The following is a 22,011-nucleotide window of genomic DNA, read 5'->3' on the forward strand; positions in this document are numbered from 1 at the left end:
GGCCAGGTTCAAGGTCCGGACGTCCTCATCCAGGACTTCCGCCAGCGCTTTCAGCGGGGTCGCGCCCGTCTTCGACAACGCAGTGGTCCACCGCGACGCGACGTCGATTCGTTCCGAGCGCTTCACCAAAGTGGTCCTCGACGAACCTGCCTGCCCCGGTCGCGATCGATCGCCACGACTAGTTCGCCACTGGATGCTTCACGCGGTATCTAAGGAAGACACAGCCGCTGCGGAAGGTCCTGCACTCCAGCAGTTCGAGATCGAGCTCTCGCTTCATCGGGAGAAACAGCGGGACTCCGCGTCCGAGTAACACCGGATGGACGTTCAAACCCACTTCGTCGATCAAGTCCGCCTCGAAGAGCGTGCTCGCGAGCTCACCTCCCCCCATGATGCAGATACCCCTGCCCGGGCTCTCCTTCAATTTCCGGATGAAGTTCGGCGCGTCGTCGGCAACGATCTGAACATCCTGGTCTGGAGACCTCTTCATGGTGCGCGACACCACGTAGTTCTTGACGCCCGGGTACGAGGTGTTGCCGGCCTTCAAAGCCACCTCGTAGGTCCTGCGGCCCATGACCACTGTGTCGATCGTCTTCCAAAACTCTGAACTGACCGACGCCACCTCTTCGTCCCAAAGCAGCCAATCGACTCCATGGTCCGTGCGGGCGATGAAGTTGTCGAGGCTGTTGCCGACCCCGAACGTCACCTGGCGCATCGATCACTCCAATCCGTACTCACTGTCAGGCTGGGCCTTCGAGGATGCCTTTGAGGCGGAGCAGGTCCTTTCGGTTCGCCCGGCCCATCGCCAGACCCGCAGCCGCGATCGCAGAGCACGGCTTCGTCGGCCATCGCGCGCCGAGGATCACCCTACGTGGGATCCGTGGGGTCTCGGGCCCCTCAAACCGTCGGGGCAAGCAGAAAGTCGCCACGGAACCGCCGCTCGGCCACCGTGGCAAGCGTCTGGGGAATCCCATGACCGCCGGTCTCGACGGCATGCTTCTCGAACCTCCCGAGGTCCTCGAACCCGCGATGCATGTGCCTGACGATCTCCTCCTGCTCCGCCTGATCTCCCCTCGGGCGAGGTAGCGCGCGACGAAGCGTGTCATCGAGCGGGGCACGCAGGACGACGTATTCGACCATTAGGCCCGATGGCGCCACACCATCCAGGAAGGTCGGGACGAACCACGGCCCCAGAACTCCATCCACCACCACCTGGTAACCGCTCGTCGCGAATGCAGCCGCTGCGGCGGCGGCGGCCCGAACGGCCGCTCCATTCTGTTCGTGTGCTTCGGGTCGGATGGAAAGGATCCTGTGCGCGAAGAAGTCGAAGAACACATCCGACTCGAGGTGGACGCCCAACGGGTCCGCCGCAGCCAGCGCAGACGCGATTGTCGTCTTGCCTGTTCCCGGGCAGCCCGAAACAACGGTGATCGTTCTCACCGGGGGGTCATTGCGCGCCCGATTTGCTTGAGGTGGGGCCGCTCGTGGACGGCCAGCCACTCCGCGTAGTTGTACACCGTCCGTATGAGCGGCTTTCCGGCCCCCGTCACGGTGGCGCTTCGCGACCAATTGTCGGGCGACAGAGGACTCAAGACCGCCAGCAGACCCTCCCGCTGAGCACTGAAAGCACCCAACGACCTCCGGAAGTCCTGCTCGACGTAGTCAGTGCTCAGGAGCCAGCGTCGGGGATTCATGGCTCGGATGGTGGGACTGTCCTCCTGGAGGATCCTGTCGATGCACCCACCCCAGACGTCGGCACATGCACGCAGATGCGACAAGACCTCATTGGCGGACCACTCATCAGGCCCGGGAGCGGTCTGCAACTGTTCCGGCGAAGCACTTCCCACCATGCTCGCGATTCGCGCGGGCGCATCCCTGAGCATCAGGATCAACTGCTCAACAGTGAGGGGCTTCTTCTTGGCCATCGAGACTCGCTAGTCCAGGGGCGGGCAATCCTACTTCCCTGTTCAAGAACGCTCTGTCTCGTCCGGCGCGCAATGCTCGCACGGATGAAACCACCGATCGGATGTCTGCCAATCCGGACGCGACCAGCCGGTCCGAACGTTGAGGAACTGCTCGAGCTGAGCGTTGTGCTCGGCGAGGTGTACGAGCTCGTGGATCAACAGATCAGCGAAGGGGAGCCCGCGGCGAGCGGGACGAGCCTCGTCCTCCTCCGTGAGGCGCCCCAGGATGTCCGCAGCCCGGGCCCGAAGCTGTGCGAGATAGCCGAGCACCTCCTCGCGTGTCGGGGGTTTGTCCGGGAGTACGTGGCCGGGCATCTGCCATGCGTCGAAGGGCGGAGGTGGCGAGGGTGATCGGAGGCCCCCCTCGAGGTACCCATCGAGAGCATGAAGCGAGTGCACGACCACGTTCCAAAAGGCGGCCTGCAGCTGGAGCCGCTCATCGTCCGGGAGCTCGGCCCCCGTCCCACGAACGATCGGCCAAACATGCCTATCGGTACGACGCACAACCCAGACGGGATCGCTCCAATGCTTGTCGGGGCAAGCCTCGACCAACTCGGCCAGGACCCCGAGGGCGTGGTCATACCGCTCCGCCAAGCTCGTCGCCCACACACTCACGAATCCTCCGTCTCCCGTGAGCCGCGCCACGAGGGTAGCGATTGGCCGTCTGCAGTGCCGAGTCCTACGCTGCTATTTGCGCAGCAGATACACGACTACCTTGAGCTTTCCCAACGCCATGAACGGCGCCCACTGCCGCCAAGCGAGGATCGTCTCGAACCAGGTACGGCCGAACCGGGCGACCAACGCCTCCTCGGCCCGCTGCATCCGCACGATCGCGAGCAGATCCTCGGTCAGACGAGAACCCCCCGACACCAGATCGGCCTCAGGCCACCCTGCACCTACCTCGGCTATCCCATCCACGTGCAGTCCAGCCTTCGCGATCGCGCCTTCCAGGATGGCCCGCTCCGCACCACCAGTCAGAGACAACGCGGCCAGGAACCGCTCCCTCTCCGCGCCGGCGAGCAGCCGGGTCAGACATGCGGCATACAAAACGACGGCTCCCCCCGGCTTCAGCACGCGAGCGCACTCGGCCAGAAACCGCTCCGGGTCGACGCACGAAACCATGTCGCGCGACCAGACCCCGGCGACCGAGCCCGAACCGACCGGCAACAGCTGCGCATCACCCTGCACGCCGAAGACGGCGCCCTCCCGGGGTCCGTCCGACCGCGCCGACCGCAGTCCACCATCGACCAGGTCCACAGCAAGGACACGGCAGCCAAACGCAGACTCGAGCCTCTGCGCATGAGTAAACCCATACGACCCGGTATCAACAACCCAATCCCCGGTCCCCCAGCCGGCCGTCCGAGCGAACTCGAACATCACATCCGGGCCAACGGGAGCAGGCAACGAGGCCAAGGCAGCCTCGAGCTCATCCCAGGGCGCCGACCCACTGAACAACACCGCCTGTCGCTGGGTGTTCGGATCCACCTCGGTGGGGGTCACCCCGGGGGATCCTCGCCGACAAGTCCGTCCAGCGACTCGCGGATGAGATCCGCGTGCCCAACGTGTCGTGCGTACTCTTCGATGATGTCGATCAGGATCCGTCGGAGGCTGGGCGCACTGCCGTCACCACCCGGCACTTTGGCCAGCTGATCCAAGCCTCCCTCGGCCAACGCCTCCGCCACAAAGGAGCGGGATCGGGAGACGGTGTCCTGCCACATGGCATAGAGCTGGTCCGGACTATCGTCCGCCGCAGAGTGCCAGTCCCAACCGGGGTTAGCTTCCCAGTCCACTGCGTTCCACGGCGGCCCCGGGTCACGCCCGTGCAGCCGCAGGCAGAAGTAGTCCGCCTCTACGAGGGCGAGGTGCTTGAGCAGGCCGCCCAACGTGATTGACGATGCTCCGACTGTCGCCTGCAACCCGTCCGCGCCAAGTCCCCCGGACTTCCAGGCGAAAGTTCTTCGCTGCCGCTCCAGGGAGCCGAGCAGCGTGGCGGTCTCGTCGCCGGCGATCGGGGGCCCGTCCAGATGTTCCATCGCGGAATCCTACTCATTCACGGCACGGTCGAACCTTCCAACTCGATGCCCCGGTGACAGCACCTGTGGCTTAGACAACCGGCCTCACCTGTCGTGCCAATAGGCAGTGCTGGCGTCGGGCGTGTGCCGGCTCCATAGGCAGAACGGGTGACCCGCCGGGTCGAGCATCACTCTCAGAGTGTTCAAATCTCTGTTTGTTGGCTGTTCGGGCGCCTGCAGGGCGCCGAGCGATATTGCACGGGCGACGGCGCGCTCCACGTGGTCGACCTCGATCTCGAAGTGCATCATCTTGGTCTGGGCGTCAGCCAGCTCCGGCCAAACGGGGGAGACGTACCAGTCTTCGGCCTGAATGTTGATGTTCATCCCAGCGGCCGGGTCGCCGAGCATTGCCCAACGCTCCTCTTTGTCGAGGACCTGGATGCCGAACATGTCCCGATAGAGCGCGATCATCCTTTCAAAGTCGTCCGGGGCGCAATCGAGGCACACACCATTCCACCTGAACCAGGGAGGGCTGCCAGGGGAGGTCACGCCTTGGCCACGTTCTGAGCGACAGTCAACCCTTCCATCAGATGCGCAGCCTAGTTCACCGCCTGATTGCCCAGGATCCACATAGCCGCAGCCTCCGCCAGCGCATCGGGGTCGCGCGCGCCATCGAGACGGAAGTAGCTCGACTGTCGCAGGGCAGTTGCCTCCGCAAGCTCCCCTCCGATATCGCCGGCGGACTCCCTACGGGCGCCTAGACGCGCGCGCAGCTCATCGTCCGAACAGTCGATGTAGGCCGCACGGATACGCCTCGGCGAGACGACGTCCAGCGGAATGTCGACCGGTTGAACCGAGCAGCACAAGACGACATTGTGGCCCCCATCAAGAACGGCTTGGATGATGGCAAGCCAAATCGCGTACAACCCCTCCCACGTCGAAGAATCCCTAAACGCGTCCTTGCCGGTGGCAAGGGCCAAACCCGGGATGACGAGATCCCAGTCGAAGATGACATGCTCAGGAAGCAGCTTCGGGAGCCGTTCGGCAAGGGTGGACTTGCCGGCCCCCCACGGCCCGAGTATCAGGTGGAGAGTCGAGCCCTCACGCTCCATCTCGAGCCGGGTCCGCATCGATCAGTTGGAAACCAACAGCCTTCGCTGCCCGAAGCATCGCGAGATTGGTCGGCTGCGTGTGCAACGTCGGAGCGCGGCCCGCGGCAAGGATGTGGGCTGTGACGAACGACACGACCGACTTTGCCATGCCACGCCCCCGGCACTCCTCTCGGGTGCGCACGGCCGCCACCTCCCATCGACTCTCAGAGTAGGTCCACAGGGCAGCCCGGGCGAGTGCGCGATCCCCCTTCACCACCGCGCAATACACGAAGCCTTGGTCCCGGACGTTCAGCCAGCTCTCCAGGGACACCGAGTTGTCCAGCTCCACGGCCAGCTCGAAGTCCTTCTCCCAGTCAAGCCAACGGACTGGGTGATCCCGAACCGGCGTGAAGGTCCGCGCGTCGCACCAAAGCGCGAGATCCTCAGGCTCATCTGTCATCCCGATAGCTCCGAACCCGGCGCCCCGGACACCTTTCTCAAGGGCCTCTCGCTGCCTCCCACTTCCCAAGCATCCGGAAACGTCAGGCGTGACCAGAACCTGACCGGGTCGATGCGAATGCGAGAAGCGACGAACAGGCTCATAACGGTGCCGTGGGAGACAACGATGCCGTCAGCCGCCTCGGCAAAGCGGGCAAGCGCTTCAGACTGCGGCTCCCAACCGGCAAGCGCATCACCCGCCAAGTAGCGGCGGGTATCGGCATGGAACTTGTTGGGATCCTGGATCCAGGGCCTCGACACCTCGCGTAGACGGCTGTCGATGAAGAAGTCGCGCCCCAAGGCATCCGCCGTCTCAACTGCCTTGCGTTCATCGCTACTCACGACGGGCAGATCGGGGAGCAGGGACCCGAGACCAACGCAAGCGGCACGTTCGACCAAGGGCCAGTCCCCAGGTGGTGAGGATGGATCAGGTGTCGCTGGTCCGTGACGAACGAGAATCAAGCGAGCGCCACCTGCCGCTGTCCCGGATCCGTCCAACGTCAGAGATCTCGTTCCATGAAGACCCAATGTCGCTGGAATTCCTTCGGAATCTCGCTCTCCGGGTAGGGCTCAATCTCGTGGAACCCAGCTGAGCGGTACATCACGTGGGCGGCCCTCATGAAACCTGCGCTGTCGAGGCGTACGCTCGAGTAGCCGGCCAGTTTGGCCTCGGACATCAACGAAGCGAGCAGGGCTCGCCCGACCCCTGCCTTCCGGGCCTCGGGTCGGACGTACATGCGCTTTATCTCTCCGATGCCCGGTCGCAAACGCTGGAGACACCCGACCCCCACGACGCGATCGTCGATCTCGCCAAGCATCAGCCTCCCTGTGGGAAGCGAGAACTTCTCGATAGATTGCATATCTCTTTCAAGCATCGAGGCGATGTCGAAATTCACCGAGAACTCCGCGTTGACATTCGCGTTCGCCCATTGCAGGTACTCCCAAAACAGTTCACGAACCGCGGCCAGGTCGTCGGCGTTCTGTGCCTGCACGACCCGGATGCCGCTTTTCATCGCTCCCCCGACGTCTGCCTCACGTACTGATGTCTCAGGCCGCGCGACGTCCTCCTCAGCCTCCATGTCCAGCCGTCACCCCGTCCTCCCCGACACGAGCGTAAGGCGCCATCTCCAGTTCGGTGCGATCTCAACCGGGCTGTCCAAGGCGATTGAGTCATTCGAGTAGCGGCCCAGCAGCGGATGGCATCGCTCCTCGTAAGAGCCGTCTTGGAGATGGCGACTGGAGAAAGCAGCGGAGCATGCGAGGTGCAGGACCGGCGGGTCCAAGCTCGCGGCAACCGCGCACACCACATGGTTCCGGGGATGATGGACCTCCGTCTTCCCGCTGAACGCGAAGTTCACCACAGAGCCGGGAGAGATCTCACGGCACAGGTCGCCTATACCGGCCGACGCGCTCAGCTGATGGATCTCGAAGCGCTCCCCGGGCTCGCTGAACCCATCCAGCATGGCCTCGATGAGAGCGACCGCATCCTGATACGAAAGACCGGTCGCCCCCACATCGCGAAGGAAGTTCGCCGGCTCAGGGACATGCTGGATGGCTAGATCCCACTTCTCACGCGTCACCTTGCTCCCGGTGAGAGCTTTGTATGCGTTAGCAAGGGAATACAAAAAGCACGACCCATCCAAGAAGCCTTGATGGTAGATCTGTCTGCCGGCAGCGTCGAACTCAGTCATCACCTACCCTCAATCATGCCTCCGCTTCCCAGCAAGTCACGACGATCGTGGACATCCTGCAACCCTTCAGAGGCACGTGGGCGTTGGCCGGCGGCTGGGCACTCGAACTTTGGCTCAGACGATCGACCCGCCCGCGGTGCTCCATTTGCCAGTCCATGAAAACCACGCGACGGCCCCCGATGGGGTGAAGTTCGAGTTTCTGCTCAACGAACGTCGCGGCAATACATGGCTCCTCCGACGGGACCCAACGATCGAGCTTCCGATCGCGCGCGCGATACGCCACGAGCAGAACATCCCGGTCCTCGCGCCGGAGATCGTGCTTCTCTTTTAAGAGCAAAGCGCCCAGACCGGTGGACCAGGCCGACTTCGACTCGGCGCTGCCTGCGCTCGCAGCCGACGCGCGCGCCTGGTTGAGTCCGCGCTCACACGCATGGATGGCGGCACACGTGGCTGGAGCGCCTGGAATCGCCTCCTTGTTGACGGTTACCTTATGGGCTCATATCGCATCGCCACCGCTCCCGAGCCGAGTTCCAGACGGCTCACGAGCTTCAAGTCGACGCTTTCTCGTAGCCCCGCGAACAGTGTCGGCCCATGGCCCGCCAGTTTGGGGTGCACCACGAACTCGTACTCATCGATGAGCCCCAGCTCCGCAAGCGCCAGCGGGAGCTTCACGCCCCCCACGAACAGTCCCTGCTCCCGCTTGAGCCGCTGAACTGCCTTCCCCAGATCACCGCGCACGAGCTCCGCGTTCCAGTCGACCCGATCCAGGGTGCTCGACACGACGTACTTCTTAGCCGCATCGATGGTCCGAGCGAATGGTTCCATCCAATCCGGCCGCGTTGCGGTCGACGCCGGTGGCCGCCACGCTGCCTCCATCATTTCGTAGGTCACTCGGCCAAAGAGGAGGGCATCAGCCTGCGCGATGTTCTCAGCGGCGTGACGATGCAAGTCTTCGTCGGGCGAAACGGCGCGATGATCGCAGCACCCGTCCAACGTGATGTTGATGGAGTATCGAAGGGGTCGCGTCACGTGAGCTCACCTCCCCATAGGGCCGTCTGTGTCAACGACCGATCCGTTTCAGCCACGGATGGGACGCGTTTTCACGCTCGACGACTTCGCCCAACCACCTGCGCGCTTCCTCGTCAAGCAGCGGCAGCGCCGCGGCCAGATCCTGGTCGTCCTTGGACCTCGAGAGCCGCGCCTTGAGGTGAAGCACGATCTCAGGCCGCAAATACAGGATGCCGCCGTCTCCCGAGAACACGCAGTCCTCCAACGGGAGGCGGATGCGGTCGTCCCGAATGGAGATCCAGACATCCCCCTGATGCGGGGTCAAAAGCAGGTCGAACAGCCAGGGGCTCATGCCATCCTTTCTGACCCAGATCTGACGGCAGCCTTCCAGCAGCCCTTCCGGCCCTTGCAGCGGGCGAATCGTGCCGCTGAGGTTCGACCACACGCAGAATTCGGGAAGCAGGTGTTTGAGCACAGCAGCCAGGTCACCGCGCATGATCGCGACGTCGGTGTCCTCGTGCGGGCGTGTGGACCCGGTGTACGCCTCCATCGCCCAACCGCCGACGATCCACCACGGCACCGGTACACCCTCTAGGATCCCGGCGATCTCGGACGGTGTCGGGTGCAGCCACGACCCGTACCACCGGTAGAACTCCGCGTCGTCAATCACCGTCTCAGGCTCCTTCACGGCTTGCTGCCCGGCCGCGAGTCACTCTGCCGCGCGACCAGCGGCCTACGGCTCGTGCGACTCCCGTCGCCACAGCCTCTCGCAACTGTGCTCCGCGCTCCCGCCGACACAAGACTCCCCCCACCACCTCGATGAGGTCATCGGATGGATTGCGACCCGCAGATCTAGGCACTCGTCTGCCTGCCTACACGGGCGTGAGCGGTTCGAGCGTAGCGCCCGTCGGCTCCAGCGCTGAGTTTCGACCTATCGTGCGACGCGGGCCCGCACGGGGCCTCGGTACTTTGTCTCCATGCTCGAACTGCTGGTGGTATCGGCAGACGACTGGCATCGCCTCGAGGGCCCCACGGGCGTTCCCGTCTTGCCGATCCTTGCAGCCGAGCCCCATCGCCTTGCCCAACTCGCGACACAACGACTCGACCGACCGACCGAAGTTGTAGTCGTCGCGCGCGAGCAGAGTAAGGATCGATTGCTCCGACGCGAAGACGTCCGGGCCTTCTCCGCATGGGCGCCCTCCGAGGACGGCACGTTCGTGCTGCCTGAGGACTTCCGGGACCAGCTGTACACAGGAGGCAACACGCTGGAGCATGTCATTCAGCGCGCTCACGAGGTCATGAGCGGCTACGACCGCCCGTGGTGGATCGGCGGAGGCTGGGCGGTCGACGCGGCAGTGGGACGGAAGACCCGTGAGCATCACGACATCGACCTCATCGTGCTCCGTGAAGACCTGCCGACACTATCCGAACACCTGCACGGATGGGATGTGAGGATCGCGGAGCCGGCCGGTCAGTTCGTGCGCTGGGACGGCGCCGGATTGAAACCATCAGAGAACTGCCTATGGGCGCGGCCGGAAGACGAGTTCGATCTGTCGTGGCAGGACTTCATGCTCGCGCCGGGATACGTCGAGTTCCTGATCGAACAGACCGAAGACGAGCTGTGGAGATACCGCCGCCAGCCGTCCATCACCCTGCCGCTCGCCGAGCTGGGTCCGCGCGGCACATTCCTCCCGCTCCACGTCGCCCTGCTGTACAAGTCGAAAGAGCCGCGGCTCGCGGATCAAGACTTCGAGGTCGCAAAGAGACTCCTTACCAGGCGATCGCGCCAATGGCTTCGCAAGGCTCTCATGATCGCTGACAGTGAACACCAGTGGCTCCAGGAACTATCTATCAGTCCGTAGTACGACCTGCGTCAGACGTCACGGGTCGTCCGCCATCAGCGGACCACGATCGAGTATCGCTTGAGTGTGGGTAGCGACGGCTCGGAGTCCTTCCTCGTTACCCAGCCATGCGTTTCCCCCGAGGTGCGTCGCGCCGATATGGAGCTCGTAGCAGTGGTGGCGGCTGGCGGCGTCGTCGATCACGCCACTCTCGGCTGTGATCTGTGGGTCTCGAAGGACGCGACGATAGACATCGGCTCCTGCGATCCCGGGATAGAAGGCACCGCCCATGAAGGTGCAAAGGGCGGTGTCGTAGAGGAAGTCGCCTCGTCGCGAGCATTTCCATGAAAAGACTGCGGTCACGTGGGACGCGTCGTCGTTGACGAGGACATTTGCGCTCAACAGGTCACCGTGGATGAGGTCGGCGCGTTCTGGGCAGGAGGCGATGAGGTTGACGATGCGGGCTTCGCAAGCGCGGAAGAGCGCGTCGTGGTCGGGGTAGGCGGCCAGCTTGTCCCGCCAGCCGTGGTCGTGGCGCTCCGGGTAATCGTCGATGAGTGCGCCTCGGAGCGAGTCGCACCACTGGGGCGGCGTGGCGCGTGGGGGCACGCCTTTGAGTGCTGCTAGGAGCCGCACGATCGTCCGTCCAGCGTTGTCGGCTTCATGTGGCGCGATCGTCTCGAGGAATCGACCGTAGTGACGTACGGAGATGGCGTACGCGCCGCCGAGCCCGTCGCCGATCTCAATCACTTCAGGCACCGGGAGGTCGGGGGCGTGGTAGGTCATGGCGTCGCGTTCGATGTCGAACCACTCTCTGTTCTGCCCGATTCGCAGGACGAGCCCACGGCCGTCGACGCGATAGCCGTATGCGGCCGACCAGAAGCCGCCGTGAAGCATCTCGAGGTCAGAGATCCCCTGGCGATGTCGGCTGGTCAAAAACTGCTCGACTTCGTCGAGTTCAGGCGTTGTCTTCTTCAAGTGGGATCTCGTGGGCGGGCTGAATACGTCGGCTCCGTGAGGGTATCGCTGGAGGTGCTGGGGGCGTTCGGCCGGCTGTAGCGCCGAGCTGGGCAGTGAGGCCGCCCCGATGCCTTCGTCACACCAGATGCGACAGGCATCCTGACCACATCAGATCGGGGGAGCGGATCAGTTGAAGAAGTTTGCGAGCGCGATCATCATCTGCTCGGCATCGGTATACAACGTGCGCGGCGGATGAACCTCAAGCCGGGCAGCCAACTGTGCCGCCCAGAACTCCGCCACCTCTACCGGATGGCCAGCATCGACCTGATCAGCTATCACCAGAATCTCAGCGGATAAGCTCCGGCGACCTTCCGGGCCTGAAAGCGACTCCAGCCACGGCATCCACTTCCCCGGCGTCACGCCACGCGGCGGAATTACAAGCGCGACGCGTTCGAACGCCCCTGGGTCTTCGGCCAACGCGCCAACGATTCCTCGAGCCCCTCTTGAGAAACCGATCGCTCGTTTGCACTTGTACTCGGCGGCGAGTGCCCGGATCTCAGCCGCGTCCCGGTCGGCTTGGCGCCGAATCTTCGCGACCGATTCGAAGTGACCCGAGTGCTCGTACGCGAAGCCGATCTTCGTGCCCTTGACGCGACCGAGGTAACTCATGCGGTCGTCGAGTTTCTCCCCGATGCCGCCGGGCGCGAAGAGGGTAAAAGGCTTGCCGCCACCGAGCTTGAGAACGCTCATGACAGCCCTGATTCAACCTCTCCGACTAGCCGTGCCATCGACGGTCCGCCCAACGAACCCTGCGCTCCAGGGCGCGCCGCGTCGCGTAGCGACCGGTGTCGGCCGCAACACGCGACCGACTTGCGAGGACGCAGCCAGCTGTGCCGGCTGGGACTAGCTCCCATCGGGCCAGCCTCCGCGGTGGAGCACCATCGGGTGATGAGGCAGGGCACCGTAGGGATTGCGCAAAAAGGTTCCGTCCGGGACAAATAGGGCTTGTTCGCCCGCCACCCTTCGGGGTGGGGCGCGAGAGCATCCGCGAATCGGACGTGAGCGACGACGCTCTTCAGAGCTTCTCGGATATCCCGGATGGATTGTCCGCCGAAGCGAGATATCCAGTCGCGCTCGACCTGCAAGATCCGGTCACGATAAGCGGATTGGGCGTCTCTACCCTTCCGGGTGGGTCGCACCCACTTCCCGCGTCCACCACGTGGGTGGGGGTCCACTGACACATAACCGTTCTTCTCGAGAAACGTCAGGCTCATGCTGACCGCTTCCTTTGAAACGCCCGTGAGCAGTGGCAGATCGCTGACGGAAGCGCCATCCGCTTCGAGACTCCTCATCACGTTCGCTGCGAGCGGCAGCGAAAGTTCCGCATCTCGTTCGAAGTCGAGGATGAACGCGAGCAACGCCTGCGTGAGGAGTGTCGGTAGCCTGGAATCGCTGGAAGGCTGCCTTGGCCCCCACTCGCCGGCCACGGTGCGGAAGTCCTTGGCCGTGAGGACTGGCAGATACCTCGGAAGGCTCCCTCCCAGCGCCTCCGTCAACGCCCGCAGTGAGTGGACAAGTGCATCGGTGACCTGATTGCCGAAGCGCTCTCGCCAGCGCTTCTCGATTTCAACCGCAAGCTTCTGCCATATCTCCTGCGCCTTCTGGCCCGCCAGGCCAGGTCTGATGACGAGATCGCCCTTCGGAGGCCTCGGCCGCGAGTCGCCTGGGGCCTTCTCCACCTTGACGTAGCCCCACCTCTCCATGCCGGGCAAGGAGGGGTGAACCGGTCCGGTCACTCCGGCCGCGGCCGAGAGTTCCCGAACCGTGATGCCTTGCGTAGGCACGAAGCGCATGAAGTTGCTCCACATCACCATCGAAACCAAGACCGGCCGGTAGGGCGAAGCCATCATCTGCCGCTCGAAATCGTTGTCGTGCTCAATCGTGAAAGCGATCAACACCGCTGACAGCAACCTCGGCAGCGAGTCCACCGTCTTCGTGCTGCCGCTCGGATCGACGGATGACCGGGTCAAGCAGTCACCTCGAATGTCTCCGTACAAAGACCTCGCGCCCTAGACGGCGGTACGCCGCCCCTCAAGTCTTGAGGTTGCCGCTGGGCATGTCGACGGCGTTCGGTCGGCTGCAGCGCCGGTTATGCCGCAGCATGGCGTCCAGCAGGCGTCACGAGCGCACTGGCACGACACACTCAAGCTGGTCGCGTCTCGCCATCTTGATAGCTGCGATGTCTTCAGTCGGGCTGTTAGCCGGATCGAACACCCCGCGGACGATGAGATCGTTCACAAACGCCAGCGTCTCGTGATGGAGCCACCCGTTGGTCACCAACTGGACGGGCGCCTCAACGTCAAGTGCGTCATGGAGGTCGGTCCATCTCCCACCCGCCTCGGTGACGATGCACGCCGATGAATAGAGATCTGGACCAGAACCCGCGTGCCAAAGCAAGACGACATCGACCGAGCCATCCGCCACCCGGGAGCAAATCGTAGAGATCCATCCAGGGACGAACGCCTGCGGAGGCGCGCGCCAGAACAGTCATCGGGTTGGTATCCAAGCGACGACCAACGCTCACGCGGAAGTCCTCCAGGAGGACCGCCTCGGCGAGACGCTGCGTCTCGGAAACGCGTACCGGTTGACCGTCCTTGAACGCACCCGACCCCTCGCTTGCCCACCAGCGCGTACCTCGCGCTGGTCGACTGACGACCCCTACGACGGGAACATCCTCCTCAACCAGGGCTATGAGCGTTGCCCACTCCGTGTTCCCAGCGACGAAGCCGCCAGTGCCATCGATCGGATCGAGTGTCCAGACGCGTGGGCCTTCGCCAGTGGCACCGAACTCCTCCCCCAAGACGGCATCCTTCGGGCAGATTCGCGCTAACTCGTCTCGAAGCATTTGCTCGATCTCGACGTCGGCTGTCGTGACGACGCTGCCATCCGCCTTCTTCTCAACCCCGAGCTCGGGCGACCGGAACCAGCGCAAAGCAGCATCAGACGCGAGATCCGCCAGTCGAATAGCAATCTCGAGGTCATGCTGTCTCGACACGGGAGGTGACTTCACAACGGCACCTGACGAATTGCTCGGCATAAGATCCTGGCGCTCAGCCTCCGGTATGCCGCCTCTCATGACTTGAAGCTAACGCCCGGCGTGTCGGCAGCGTTCGGTGGGACCCGAACTGACTCACGGCACCCCGCTCTTCAACCTCGTCGCGTGCCAGCAAGCGATTGAATACCACGTCACCCAGAGAGGCGATGTCTCTCTGCATCACCGGCCCAATCCCCGGAAGCTAGGGCCGCAGCGGCCGCTGCGACGTTCTGCTCAAGCGGGTTTGTCGAGTCGAGCAGGATAGCGGCTTCTTCGTCGGGCACGTACGTGTTTAAGGTCCACTCTATGAACTCCCAGGTCAGCAACCACTCACCGATGCGAAACTCCGGTCGCGCGTCGAAGCGCTGGCGGTGGAGGGCGCGTTCTGAGCAAACGCACTCGATCCCAAAGTAAGGTGCGCCGAAGCGCGCCGCGATCGCCCTCCATCGTGCTCTCAGCGCTCGGTCGACGCTGAGTTCGAGGATCGCACCGACACCCAGTGCGAGTTGACGCTCGAGCAGAACGGACTGCAGTTCAATCCCAGTGGGACCCACAAGGCTCAACTGGTCTGGAGAGACCATCAACTCTGGCCGCGCCAGAACCTGCGCCAGCAGATCGAAATCGAAGAGGGGGACGCCGAACTCGCGCGCCAGTGACTCCGCCACTGCCGTCTTGCCGACGCACGGCGGACCTGAGACGACGATGACCATCACATCAGCCAAGAGCAATCACCAGGCTGCTCTCCCCTCGGGTCACGAGCAACATTGTCTCGCTGCCAACGGTCGCAACACCATGACCATTGCCTGGCTAAAGCACAACCCACAGGTGGCATCGGCTGAACTCAACTTAACCGCCAGGACGGCCAATCCCGCGGTTCGCCGCATGAGCAGCTCGTAACAACCCCCGCCGCGGCTGGAACGGATCGGTTCGCGTCCGTTACTGCTCGATGCTGTCAGTCCCGTGCCAGTCGGCAATGTCGAACTCGCCGCGCGGGCCGCTCGAGAACAAGCAGAAGGGGTGGCCGTCAGGGTCCAACATGACTCGGACGTCTGGCTGGGGCTGAGTAATGGCCAATGACGCCCCCAACTCGACTGCACGAGCAATGCCAGCTTCGAGATCATCGCAGCCGATGTCCAGGTGCACCATCATCAGTTGCTCGCCCTCACTCGACGGCCAGACCGGCGGGACGTACCGGTCCTCGTGGTGAAACGACAAGCCCATTCCGCCGGCAGGAGCCCGCACACGCAGCCAGCCACCGTCGTCGGCGACGACCGTCCAGCCGAGCAGTTGAGCGTAGAACTGGGCCAGCCGCCGGGTGTCCGGCGACGAGAAGGTGGCGGCCGATACCCGGAACCTGGGATGACTCATGTTCTGCCCCCTGTCGTCGATCGCCGCTGTTCACCGGCTGCCGCTGCGTGTCGCCATTTAGCGTCTCAGTGACCTCCTCGAACAGGCAACTTTGAACTGGTTGTCGGCCGGGCCACCGGTCGTAGGATGTCCGGGTGAGGACGCAGTGGGTTGTCCTGGCGCAGGCGAAGGCCACCATCGGTGATGTGGAGGGCAGAGGCAGGGCCGGCACCGTCTTCGCCGGCCCTGCTGCGCATCCGTCCTGCTTGCGCGGTCCGGGGGAGTGAATTCCTGGACGACGAAAGAGCTTTCCACCCGGACCTGGCCGGACTACGAGTGGCTCTTCTCGCAAGGCAATGGGTGGGACCACTGCGGGTGCGTGGTCTATCAGGGGTTCCGGCCCCCGCGGGAGGTTCGGAAGTGGGCGGACAAGCGCGACTGGGCGCTCGCCCGCAAACGGGACCTTGTCGAGCAGGGTCTCACGCACGGGATCCTGGTCTACGACAAGCGGGAGCCGATCGGATGGTGTCAGTTCGGCCCGGCGAGTGAGTTGCCCATACCGAAAAGGCCTGACTCCGCAGCGTCCAAGCCCGCGAAGCCGCTGTGGCGCATCACGTGCTTCTGCGTCGCGCCGTCGTATCGCCAGCGAGGCGTGACGGGAGTCGCTCTGTCCGCCGCTCTGGCTTCGATCGCGAAGGCCGGGGGTGGGCTGGTCCGGGCCGCTCCCATCGTCGCCTTGCCGAACGACCCCGGCTTGGACGAGCTGATACGCGAGCGCGGAAGTGGTCAGGACCAATACGTGCTGGCCCACGCGAGGGAGGTGTACGGGGCGACTTCCGTGGTGGCTTACGACAAGCGCGCTTGGTCGGTCGGAGGAGTCTTCATCGACGGACTCGGGCCCGCGTGGGCCTACGTCCGGCCGGCCCATCTGATGTCCTCCCACACGGGATCTGTGTCGCTATTCAAGCGACATCGATTCAAACCGAAAAGCTTGATCGACCCCGGTCCGGTCAAGTTGCCCGTCAGCGCGCTGGTGATGGAGCGGACGCTTTGCCGCGCGTTCTCACAACCGATAGGGCAACGTACATAGAGATGTCTTGCTCCGAATGTTCCGGCCGGACGCTCTTTGCGATCCGATAGGTCCCAGGGGGCGTCTGCTCGGGCACCTTGAACGTTTGGGGCAATTCCGGATCCATCCCGTACAAGAGGGTGACGTGGTGGGATTCCCTCGACTCAACCCACGTCGGCTCCCGGGGATCCCACGCCATCTGCATGTGGTACATCGAGCACCACCTCTTACCGTCCCAGGCCTCCATCAGGACGTAGCCGCCGGTCACCCCATTGACGAGCCCGTCAATGCGAACAGTGAAGGTGTCCCCCGCACGGACCTCAGCGGGTTCGACCACCAGACGCGGGGTCGTGGTCGGCTGGGGTATCGGTGGTGGAGGCGCCTCATTGCGCAGATGCCGGCAGGCACCGGGTTCGGGGCCCGCGAACGGGTCCTCGTCCGGGTGCAAAGCCACGACAACGGCGTAGACCGCGAGGACCGCCAGGAGGTTGGCGGCAACCAGCCGAATGGTCGCCTTCGCCGCCCCTGCCCTTCGTAGCACGTCCGGCCCCCGTCTCGCGATCACTCGACCAACGCGCGGGACACCATGTCGGTTGTCCGAACGACGGCCATGCGCGCATAGGGTCGTAGGATGTCCGGGTGAGGACCCTGCGGGTTGCCTTGGCGCAGGTGAACGCCACCGTCGGCGATGTGGACGGCAACGCGCGGGTCGTCCGGGAGTGGATCGAGCGGGCGCGTGACGCGCAGGCCGACCTCGTCGCTTTTCCCGAGATGGTCGTCACCGGCTACCCCGCCGAGGACCTCCTCCTCAAGCCCTCGTTCATTCGCGCCAACCTCCAGGCCCTCGCCAAGATCGCCACCGACGCCCGCGGCATATGCGCGGTCGTCGGCTTCGCCGACCTCGACACCGACCTTCGCAACGCGGCCGCCGTGTGCGCCGACGGCGGAATTGCCGGCGTGTACCACAAGCACTTTCTGCCCAACTACGGCGTCTTCGACGAAGACCGCTACTTCCGTCCCGGGACATCGGCCCCCGTGTTCGTAATCAACGGTGTCCGGGTCGGGGTGTCGGTGTGCGAGGACATCTGGTACTCGTCCGGGCCCGCGGAGTGGCAGTCGTGGGCGGGGGCCGAGGTGCTGGTCAACATCAATGGCTCGCCGTACCACGCGGGGAAGCTGTCCGGACGAAAGACCATGCTCTCGACACGCGCGTCCGACCACGTCGCGGCGCTTGCCTACGTCAACCTCGTGGGCGGACAGGACGAGCTCGTCTTCGACGGCGGCTCCATGGTCTTCGACGCCGACGGCGCGCTCATCGCCTCGGCCCCCCAGTTCGTTGAGGACTTCCTGATCGTGGACATCGACGTCGAGGCCATCGGACGCGAGCGGCTGCACGACCCGCGCATGCGCAAGATCGCCGCAGCCCCCGACGGCGTAGCGACGCCGACCATCGTCGTCTCGGACGAGCAGGCATCCCACCGGGAGCCGGTCCAGGCGCGAATCACGCAGCCCCTGCACCCGGACGCGGAGATCTACGACGCGCTCGTCCTGGGGGTGGGCGACTACGTCCGCAAGAACGGGTTCCGCGAGGTCCTGGTGGGGATCTCCGGCGGTATCGACTCATCACTCGTCGCGGCCATCGCCGCGGACGCAGCAGGTCCGGACGCGGTCACCGGCATTGTGCTGTCCTCCCGCTACTCGTCGCAGCACTCGCGCGAGGACGCGTTCGAGCTCGCTCGGCGGCTGGGGATCCGCGTCCTGGACATGCCCATCGACGGACCGCACCTGGCGGTGGAGGAAGTCCTGCGCGAGCACATCGAGCGGGAGCCGGGACGACAGCTTGCGGAGGAGAACGTCCAGGCGCGGATCCGGGGGCTTTTGTGGATGGCGCTTTCCAACGCGCGGCCGCGGTCGCTGATGCTGACGGCCGGCAACAAGTCCGAGCTTGCCACCGGTTACGCCACTCTCTACGGCGATATGGCCGGCGGGTTCTGCGTCCTGAAGGACGTCCCGAAGACGCTCGTGTACCGCCTGGCGCGACACCGCAACTCACGCGGTGAGGTGATCCCGCTGCGGGTCCTGGACAAGGCGCCGTCGGCCGAGCTTCGTCCGGATCAGAAGGACACCGACTCGCTTCCGCCCTATGACGTCCTGGACCCGATCCTTCAGGCGTACGTCGAGGACGACAGGTCGGTGGACGAGATCGTCGGGCTGGGGTTCGACCGCGAGCTCGTCCGGCGGATCGTTTGGATGGTGGACGCCAACGAGTACAAGCGCCGCCAGGCTCCCCCGGGGGTGAAGGTGACGGAGCGCGCGTTCGGACGAGACCGGCGACTGCCGATAACCAACCGCTGGACCGGCGACTGAGGCGTTATGCCAGCTACGGACTACACCGGAGGTCCGAAGCTGGCCCCGCCGTCGTCTTGACCGCGGTCCTCGGGCTGGGCCCGGGTGACCTGTAGCTCGAGGCCGTCCCTCACCCTGACCAAAAGCAGCCTGGATGGCTCGGGTCCCTGCTCTCCGTTCTGGACCTTGGGGCCGTCGGGGTCGCGGTTGAACACGATCCAACGTCCGTCCGGCGACCATGCAGGCGCCCCCTCGAAAGCCCGTCCGGCATCTCCCTCACGAGGAAGGGTCACCTGCCGGACGTTTGCTCCCGATGGGTCGGCTGTGAAGATCGCCGACTCGACACCTTTCGCGCCGATCGAGCTCTCGAACGCGATCGACTTGCCGTCCGGCGACCAAGCCGGCGATGAACCCTGCAGCGTCCCAATGCGCCGTTCGTCCGAACCATCGGCGTTCATCGAGACGAGCACCGGCTGGCTCTGGTCGGCTCCTGGGTACGCACAGCCGGGTTTGAGAAAGGCGATTCTGCGGCCGTCCGGCGACCACGTCGGGCTCCAACCCCCCTTGCTGGTTAGCGGGACGAGGTTGGTCCCGTCGCGGGAGATCGTGTAGATGTTGGGGCCTTCGCCGACCGGGCGGCTGCAGCCGATCGTCGCCCCCCAGCTCCCCGACGCGTACCGCGAGAATGCGATCCGACTTCCGTCTGGAGACCAGGCGGGGTCTGCGTCCCAGTGCTCCCTGCTCTGTGTCAGAAGCGTGAACCCGCTGCCGTCCGGTTTGATGACGGCCAGGTCCGGTGCGACGGTCGTGGGGGCCCACGTCTCGTTGTTTCCGGCCGCGCTGACGGTTGCGAAAGCGATCAGAGAGCCGTCGGGTGACCAGTGAGGCGACGTTCCGTCCCGGAGGGTCCGCAATCCCGACCCATCGGTCCCGACGATGTTCAGGTTGGCTTCGCGCACAAAGGCGAGCCGACCGGCGGGCGCCGCCACGCCAACGGGTGCCGGGGACGCGCGATCGGCCGAGACCCCCGTCCCACGGTTGGCGACCCTTCCTGGCGCCGGGCCCTTCTCGTCCGGGACTTGTTCCCTCGGGATCACCGGCGTCTCACCGACGTTGGTCTGAGGCTTTTCGGGGACGCCCACCACCGGCGCCTTCGAGGGCCGGTCGTTGCGCGTCCTCAGCGCAACCGCCCCGACCACCAGGGCCATCACGAGTCCCGTCGCGACCACGAGCCGCCCTCTGCGAGAGGCGCCCCGGAACGGAGCAGGCTGCGTCGAAGCCTCCGCCGCCCGGAGCCTGGCTGCCGCGCCGCTGAGGCGTTGGTCCAATGTCGAGTTCATTTCCCGTCCTCCTCCGGCCCCGCAACCCCCAGCTTTTTGCCGAGAGATCCGCGCGCCCTGTGCAGGTGTGCCTTGACGGTGCCTTCGGCGCATCCCAGTTGTTTCGCGATCTGCGAGATCGACTGGTCCTCGATGTAGAAAAGGACCGTCACCAGCGCCTGACGGCGCGGGAGGGACCTGATCGCCGCCCACACCTCCGTGTCCTCCTGGGGCAGCTCCGATACGGACGGCCGGTCCCTCGACGTCAGCCGCGTGACTGCCCGCGCTTCCGCCAGTCGCCGCCTCGTGAGGCTGGCGCACATGTTGATCGCCACCCGTCGGACCCAGGCCCGCGGCTGTTCGAGCGCCGATACCTCGTCCCAGCGCCTGTGGGCGGCAAGAAAGGCGTCCTGCGTGATCTCCTCGGCCGCCCATTTCGAGCCCGAGAGCGCATAGGCGACTGCCAGCACGCCTGGAGCCTCCTGACCGTAGAAGTCCTCAAAGGACGCGCCCGGACGCAGGCTCCTCTCACGAGGCTTCGCCCCGCCCAGCGCTGGAGCCGGGCCTTCGTTGAGCACGTCCACGAGTTGAACTCGCACGGCGGGGGGTCCGAGGTTTACACGATCGATGCAATGCGCATCAGCAACTACGTCTGCGCCGCGCGCCTTTCGATGCGAGTCAGGCCCCCGTGGGCTCGAGGACTCTCGACACGCGCCTCGCCAGATCGCGGAAGGCCTGGGACTGCGGCGAGTCGGGGTGCGCCACCAGAAGCGGACGGCCGTCGTCGCCCGCCTGCGCCACCTGGGGGTCGAGCGGGATGTCCATTAGCTTGTCCACGCCGAGAGCCCAGATCGAGCGGTCCTCGCGGACTCGAGGGAAGACGTCGATGCTCTCGGAGCACCCCGGACAGCGAAGGCCGCTCATGTTCTCCACGGCCCCCAGCACGCGGACCCCCGCATCGCGGTACATGGTCAGGACCTTCTTGGCGTCAAGGTGGGCCACGTCCTGCGGCGTGACCACCAGGATCGCGCCAGCCAGTTGCACCTCCTTGGCCAGCCGGACCTGCAGGTCGGCCGTCCCGGGTGGCAGGTCCACGATGAGGTAGTCGAGTTCCCCCCACGCGACGTCGCGGAACATCTGGCCGAGCAGGAAGTCGACCCAGCCGGACACGTCCACCGACTGGTCCTCCCCCACCAGGAAGCCCATGGACATCAGCTTCAGCCCGTGGACGTCCAGGGGGTCGATCTTGCGCCGGCTGCGCGAGTACATCGTCCAGCTCTTGAGGTGGACCTTTCGCGCGAGGTTGACCATGCGGGGAATGTCCGGGCCGTAGAAGTCGGCGTCCAGCAACCCCACCGACGACCCCGCCTGCGACAGCGCCAAGGCGAGGTTAAGGCTGACAGTGGACTTTCCGACGCCGCCCTTGCCGCTGGCGACCGGAACAACGAACCGGGCCGGCTGGGGGCCGAGGGGACCTCCCATTGCCCTTCGCAGCTCGTCCATCGGGTCGTGCCCTCTCACGCGATCAGCTCGCCGGGGTGTGGTTGATCATCCAACGCACGCCAAAGCGGTCCTTGAAGCTGCCGAAGTAGTCGCCCCAGACCTGGTCTGCGATCGGCATCTCGACGTCTCCGCCTGCGGACAGCTCGCGGAACAGTCGGTCCGCATCTTCCCGGCTGTCCGGGTGGACGGAGACGTACACGTTGTTTCCCGGCGTGAAAGTCTGACCGAAAGCGGTTAGTACGTCGGACGCCATGAGGACCTGCCCGTCCCC

General features: G+C 64.9%; 29 protein-coding genes. 5 read left to right on the forward strand and 24 right to left on the reverse strand.

The genetic code is table 11. The features are described 5' to 3' along the window. Window positions 1-178: 178 nt before the first annotated feature. The 12 genes from VNE62_03315 to VNE62_03370 form a co-directional block, all read right to left on the reverse strand. Window positions 179-712 (reverse strand): dihydrofolate reductase family protein, encoded by a 534-nt coding sequence (locus VNE62_03315; GenBank protein ID HVE91319.1) that lies wholly within the window; start codon window positions 710-712, stop codon window positions 179-181. A gap of 182 nt (window positions 713-894) precedes the next feature. Further along, the gene (locus VNE62_03320) at window positions 895-1,437 is read right to left on the reverse strand and encodes an AAA family ATPase (protein HVE91320.1); all 543 of its coding nucleotides are present in this window, start codon (window positions 1,435-1,437) and stop codon (window positions 895-897) included. After that, window positions 1,434-1,922: a DinB family protein gene (locus VNE62_03325; protein ID HVE91321.1), complete on the reverse strand. Its 489-nt coding sequence runs from the start codon at window positions 1,920-1,922 to the stop codon at window positions 1,434-1,436. Before VNE62_03325 ends, VNE62_03320 begins: the two co-directional genes overlap by 4 nt. A 42-nt stretch (window positions 1,923-1,964) precedes the next feature. Next, window positions 1,965-2,606, reverse strand: a complete 642-nt coding sequence (locus VNE62_03330; GenBank protein HVE91322.1) for a DinB family protein — start codon at window positions 2,604-2,606, stop codon at window positions 1,965-1,967. A 42-nt stretch (window positions 2,607-2,648) separates the two neighbouring features. Then, window positions 2,649-3,338 carry a class I SAM-dependent methyltransferase gene (locus VNE62_03335; GenBank protein ID HVE91323.1) on the reverse strand — a complete coding sequence of 230 codons (690 nt, stop codon included), beginning with the start codon at window positions 3,336-3,338 and terminating at the stop codon, window positions 2,649-2,651. A gap of 119 nt (window positions 3,339-3,457) precedes the next feature. Continuing rightward, window positions 3,458-3,994: a DinB family protein gene (locus tag VNE62_03340; GenBank protein HVE91324.1), complete on the reverse strand. Its 537-nt coding sequence runs from the start codon at window positions 3,992-3,994 to the stop codon at window positions 3,458-3,460. Between the two features lie 84 nt (window positions 3,995-4,078). Further along, window positions 4,079-4,603 (reverse strand): VOC family protein, encoded by a 525-nt coding sequence (locus VNE62_03345; GenBank protein ID HVE91325.1) that lies wholly within the window; start codon window positions 4,601-4,603, stop codon window positions 4,079-4,081. Further along, a complete protein-coding gene (locus tag VNE62_03350) occupies window positions 4,573-5,103 on the reverse strand; it encodes an AAA family ATPase (protein ID HVE91326.1) in 531 nt (176 codons plus the stop codon). Before VNE62_03350 ends, VNE62_03345 begins: the two co-directional genes overlap by 31 nt. After that, window positions 5,075-5,524, reverse strand: a complete 450-nt coding sequence (locus VNE62_03355; GenBank protein ID HVE91327.1) for a GNAT family N-acetyltransferase — start codon at window positions 5,522-5,524, stop codon at window positions 5,075-5,077. The genes VNE62_03350 and VNE62_03355 overlap by 29 nt, the downstream gene beginning before the upstream one ends. Next, window positions 5,521-5,961, reverse strand: a complete 441-nt coding sequence (locus tag VNE62_03360) for a hypothetical protein (GenBank protein HVE91328.1) — start codon at window positions 5,959-5,961, stop codon at window positions 5,521-5,523. The genes VNE62_03355 and VNE62_03360 overlap by 4 nt, the downstream gene beginning before the upstream one ends. 101 nt (window positions 5,962-6,062) lie before the next feature. After that, on the reverse strand, window positions 6,063-6,641 hold the full coding sequence (locus tag VNE62_03365; protein HVE91329.1) for a GNAT family N-acetyltransferase: 579 nt from the start codon (window positions 6,639-6,641) through the stop codon (window positions 6,063-6,065). A gap of 9 nt (window positions 6,642-6,650) precedes the next feature. Next, the gene (locus VNE62_03370; GenBank protein ID HVE91330.1) at window positions 6,651-7,253 is read right to left on the reverse strand and encodes a hypothetical protein; all 603 of its coding nucleotides are present in this window, start codon (window positions 7,251-7,253) and stop codon (window positions 6,651-6,653) included. Window positions 7,254-7,389: 136 nt separating this feature from the next. Between VNE62_03370 and VNE62_03375 the strand changes: the two genes are divergently transcribed. Then, window positions 7,390-7,584: a hypothetical protein gene (locus VNE62_03375; GenBank protein ID HVE91331.1), complete on the forward strand. Its 195-nt coding sequence runs from the start codon at window positions 7,390-7,392 to the stop codon at window positions 7,582-7,584. 152 nt (window positions 7,585-7,736) lie between these two features. Here the strand turns inward: VNE62_03375 and VNE62_03380 are convergent, their stop codons facing one another. Both VNE62_03380 and VNE62_03385 read right to left on the reverse strand, forming a co-directional pair. Further along, entirely contained in the window at window positions 7,737-8,282 is a 546-nt protein-coding gene (locus VNE62_03380; protein ID HVE91332.1) for a dihydrofolate reductase family protein, read from the reverse strand. A 31-nt stretch (window positions 8,283-8,313) separates the two neighbouring features. Beyond that, a complete protein-coding gene (locus VNE62_03385; GenBank protein ID HVE91333.1) occupies window positions 8,314-8,931 on the reverse strand; it encodes a hypothetical protein in 618 nt (205 codons plus the stop codon). A 307-nt stretch (window positions 8,932-9,238) separates the two neighbouring features. Between VNE62_03385 and VNE62_03390 the strand changes: the two genes are divergently transcribed. After that, the gene (locus VNE62_03390; GenBank protein ID HVE91334.1) at window positions 9,239-10,123 is read left to right on the forward strand and encodes a hypothetical protein; all 885 of its coding nucleotides are present in this window, start codon (window positions 9,239-9,241) and stop codon (window positions 10,121-10,123) included. 18 nt (window positions 10,124-10,141) lie between these two features. Here the strand turns inward: VNE62_03390 and VNE62_03395 are convergent, their stop codons facing one another. From VNE62_03395 to VNE62_03420, 6 genes are all read right to left on the reverse strand, one after another. Then, complete coding sequence (locus VNE62_03395) at window positions 10,142-11,080, reverse strand: aminoglycoside phosphotransferase family protein (GenBank protein HVE91335.1); 939 nt, start codon at window positions 11,078-11,080, stop codon at window positions 10,142-10,144. Between the two features lie 168 nt (window positions 11,081-11,248). Further along, window positions 11,249-11,812 carry a hypothetical protein gene (locus tag VNE62_03400; GenBank protein HVE91336.1) on the reverse strand — a complete coding sequence of 188 codons (564 nt, stop codon included), beginning with the start codon at window positions 11,810-11,812 and terminating at the stop codon, window positions 11,249-11,251. Further along, window positions 11,809-13,092: a hypothetical protein gene (locus tag VNE62_03405; protein ID HVE91337.1), complete on the reverse strand. Its 1,284-nt coding sequence runs from the start codon at window positions 13,090-13,092 to the stop codon at window positions 11,809-11,811. The genes VNE62_03400 and VNE62_03405 overlap by 4 nt, the downstream gene beginning before the upstream one ends. A 338-nt stretch (window positions 13,093-13,430) precedes the next feature. Continuing rightward, window positions 13,431-14,198, reverse strand: coding sequence for an inositol monophosphatase family protein (locus tag VNE62_03410; protein ID HVE91338.1), 768 nt, complete (start codon window positions 14,196-14,198; stop codon window positions 13,431-13,433). A gap of 110 nt (window positions 14,199-14,308) precedes the next feature. Then, window positions 14,309-14,866 (reverse strand): AAA family ATPase, encoded by a 558-nt coding sequence (locus VNE62_03415; GenBank protein ID HVE91339.1) that lies wholly within the window; start codon window positions 14,864-14,866, stop codon window positions 14,309-14,311. A 226-nt stretch (window positions 14,867-15,092) separates the two neighbouring features. Beyond that, complete coding sequence (locus tag VNE62_03420) at window positions 15,093-15,524, reverse strand: VOC family protein (protein ID HVE91340.1); 432 nt, start codon at window positions 15,522-15,524, stop codon at window positions 15,093-15,095. A 134-nt stretch (window positions 15,525-15,658) separates the two neighbouring features. Here VNE62_03420 and VNE62_03425 point away from each other — a divergent pair, with 134 nt between their 5' ends. From VNE62_03425 to VNE62_03435, 3 genes are all read left to right on the forward strand, one after another. Beyond that, complete coding sequence (locus tag VNE62_03425) at window positions 15,659-15,790, forward strand: hypothetical protein (GenBank protein HVE91341.1); 132 nt, start codon at window positions 15,659-15,661, stop codon at window positions 15,788-15,790. After that, the gene (locus VNE62_03430; protein ID HVE91342.1) at window positions 15,787-16,593 is read left to right on the forward strand and encodes a GNAT family N-acetyltransferase; all 807 of its coding nucleotides are present in this window, start codon (window positions 15,787-15,789) and stop codon (window positions 16,591-16,593) included. The genes VNE62_03425 and VNE62_03430 overlap by 4 nt, the downstream gene beginning before the upstream one ends. Before the next feature lie 618 nt (window positions 16,594-17,211). Then, window positions 17,212-18,939 (forward strand): NAD+ synthase, encoded by a 1,728-nt coding sequence (locus tag VNE62_03435; protein ID HVE91343.1) that lies wholly within the window; start codon window positions 17,212-17,214, stop codon window positions 18,937-18,939. A 20-nt stretch (window positions 18,940-18,959) separates the two neighbouring features. Here VNE62_03435 and VNE62_03440 read toward each other — a convergent pair whose 3' ends face one another. From VNE62_03440 to VNE62_03455, 4 genes are all read right to left on the reverse strand, one after another. Continuing rightward, the gene (locus VNE62_03440) at window positions 18,960-20,258 is read right to left on the reverse strand and encodes a hypothetical protein (GenBank protein ID HVE91344.1); all 1,299 of its coding nucleotides are present in this window, start codon (window positions 20,256-20,258) and stop codon (window positions 18,960-18,962) included. Next, window positions 20,255-20,836: a sigma-70 family RNA polymerase sigma factor gene (locus VNE62_03445; GenBank protein HVE91345.1), complete on the reverse strand. Its 582-nt coding sequence runs from the start codon at window positions 20,834-20,836 to the stop codon at window positions 20,255-20,257. The genes VNE62_03440 and VNE62_03445 overlap by 4 nt, the downstream gene beginning before the upstream one ends. A 79-nt stretch (window positions 20,837-20,915) precedes the next feature. Continuing rightward, window positions 20,916-21,740, reverse strand: coding sequence for an Mrp/NBP35 family ATP-binding protein (locus VNE62_03450; protein HVE91346.1), 825 nt, complete (start codon window positions 21,738-21,740; stop codon window positions 20,916-20,918). Between the two features lie 22 nt (window positions 21,741-21,762). Then, window positions 21,763-22,011, reverse strand: a 249-nt coding sequence (locus VNE62_03455; GenBank protein ID HVE91347.1) for a VOC family protein, incomplete at its 5' end; no start/stop codon positions are given.

The sequence above is a fragment of the Actinomycetota bacterium genome, assembly GCA_035536535.1.
Classification (GTDB): Bacteria; Actinomycetota; JAICYB01; order JAICYB01; family JAICYB01; genus DATLNZ01.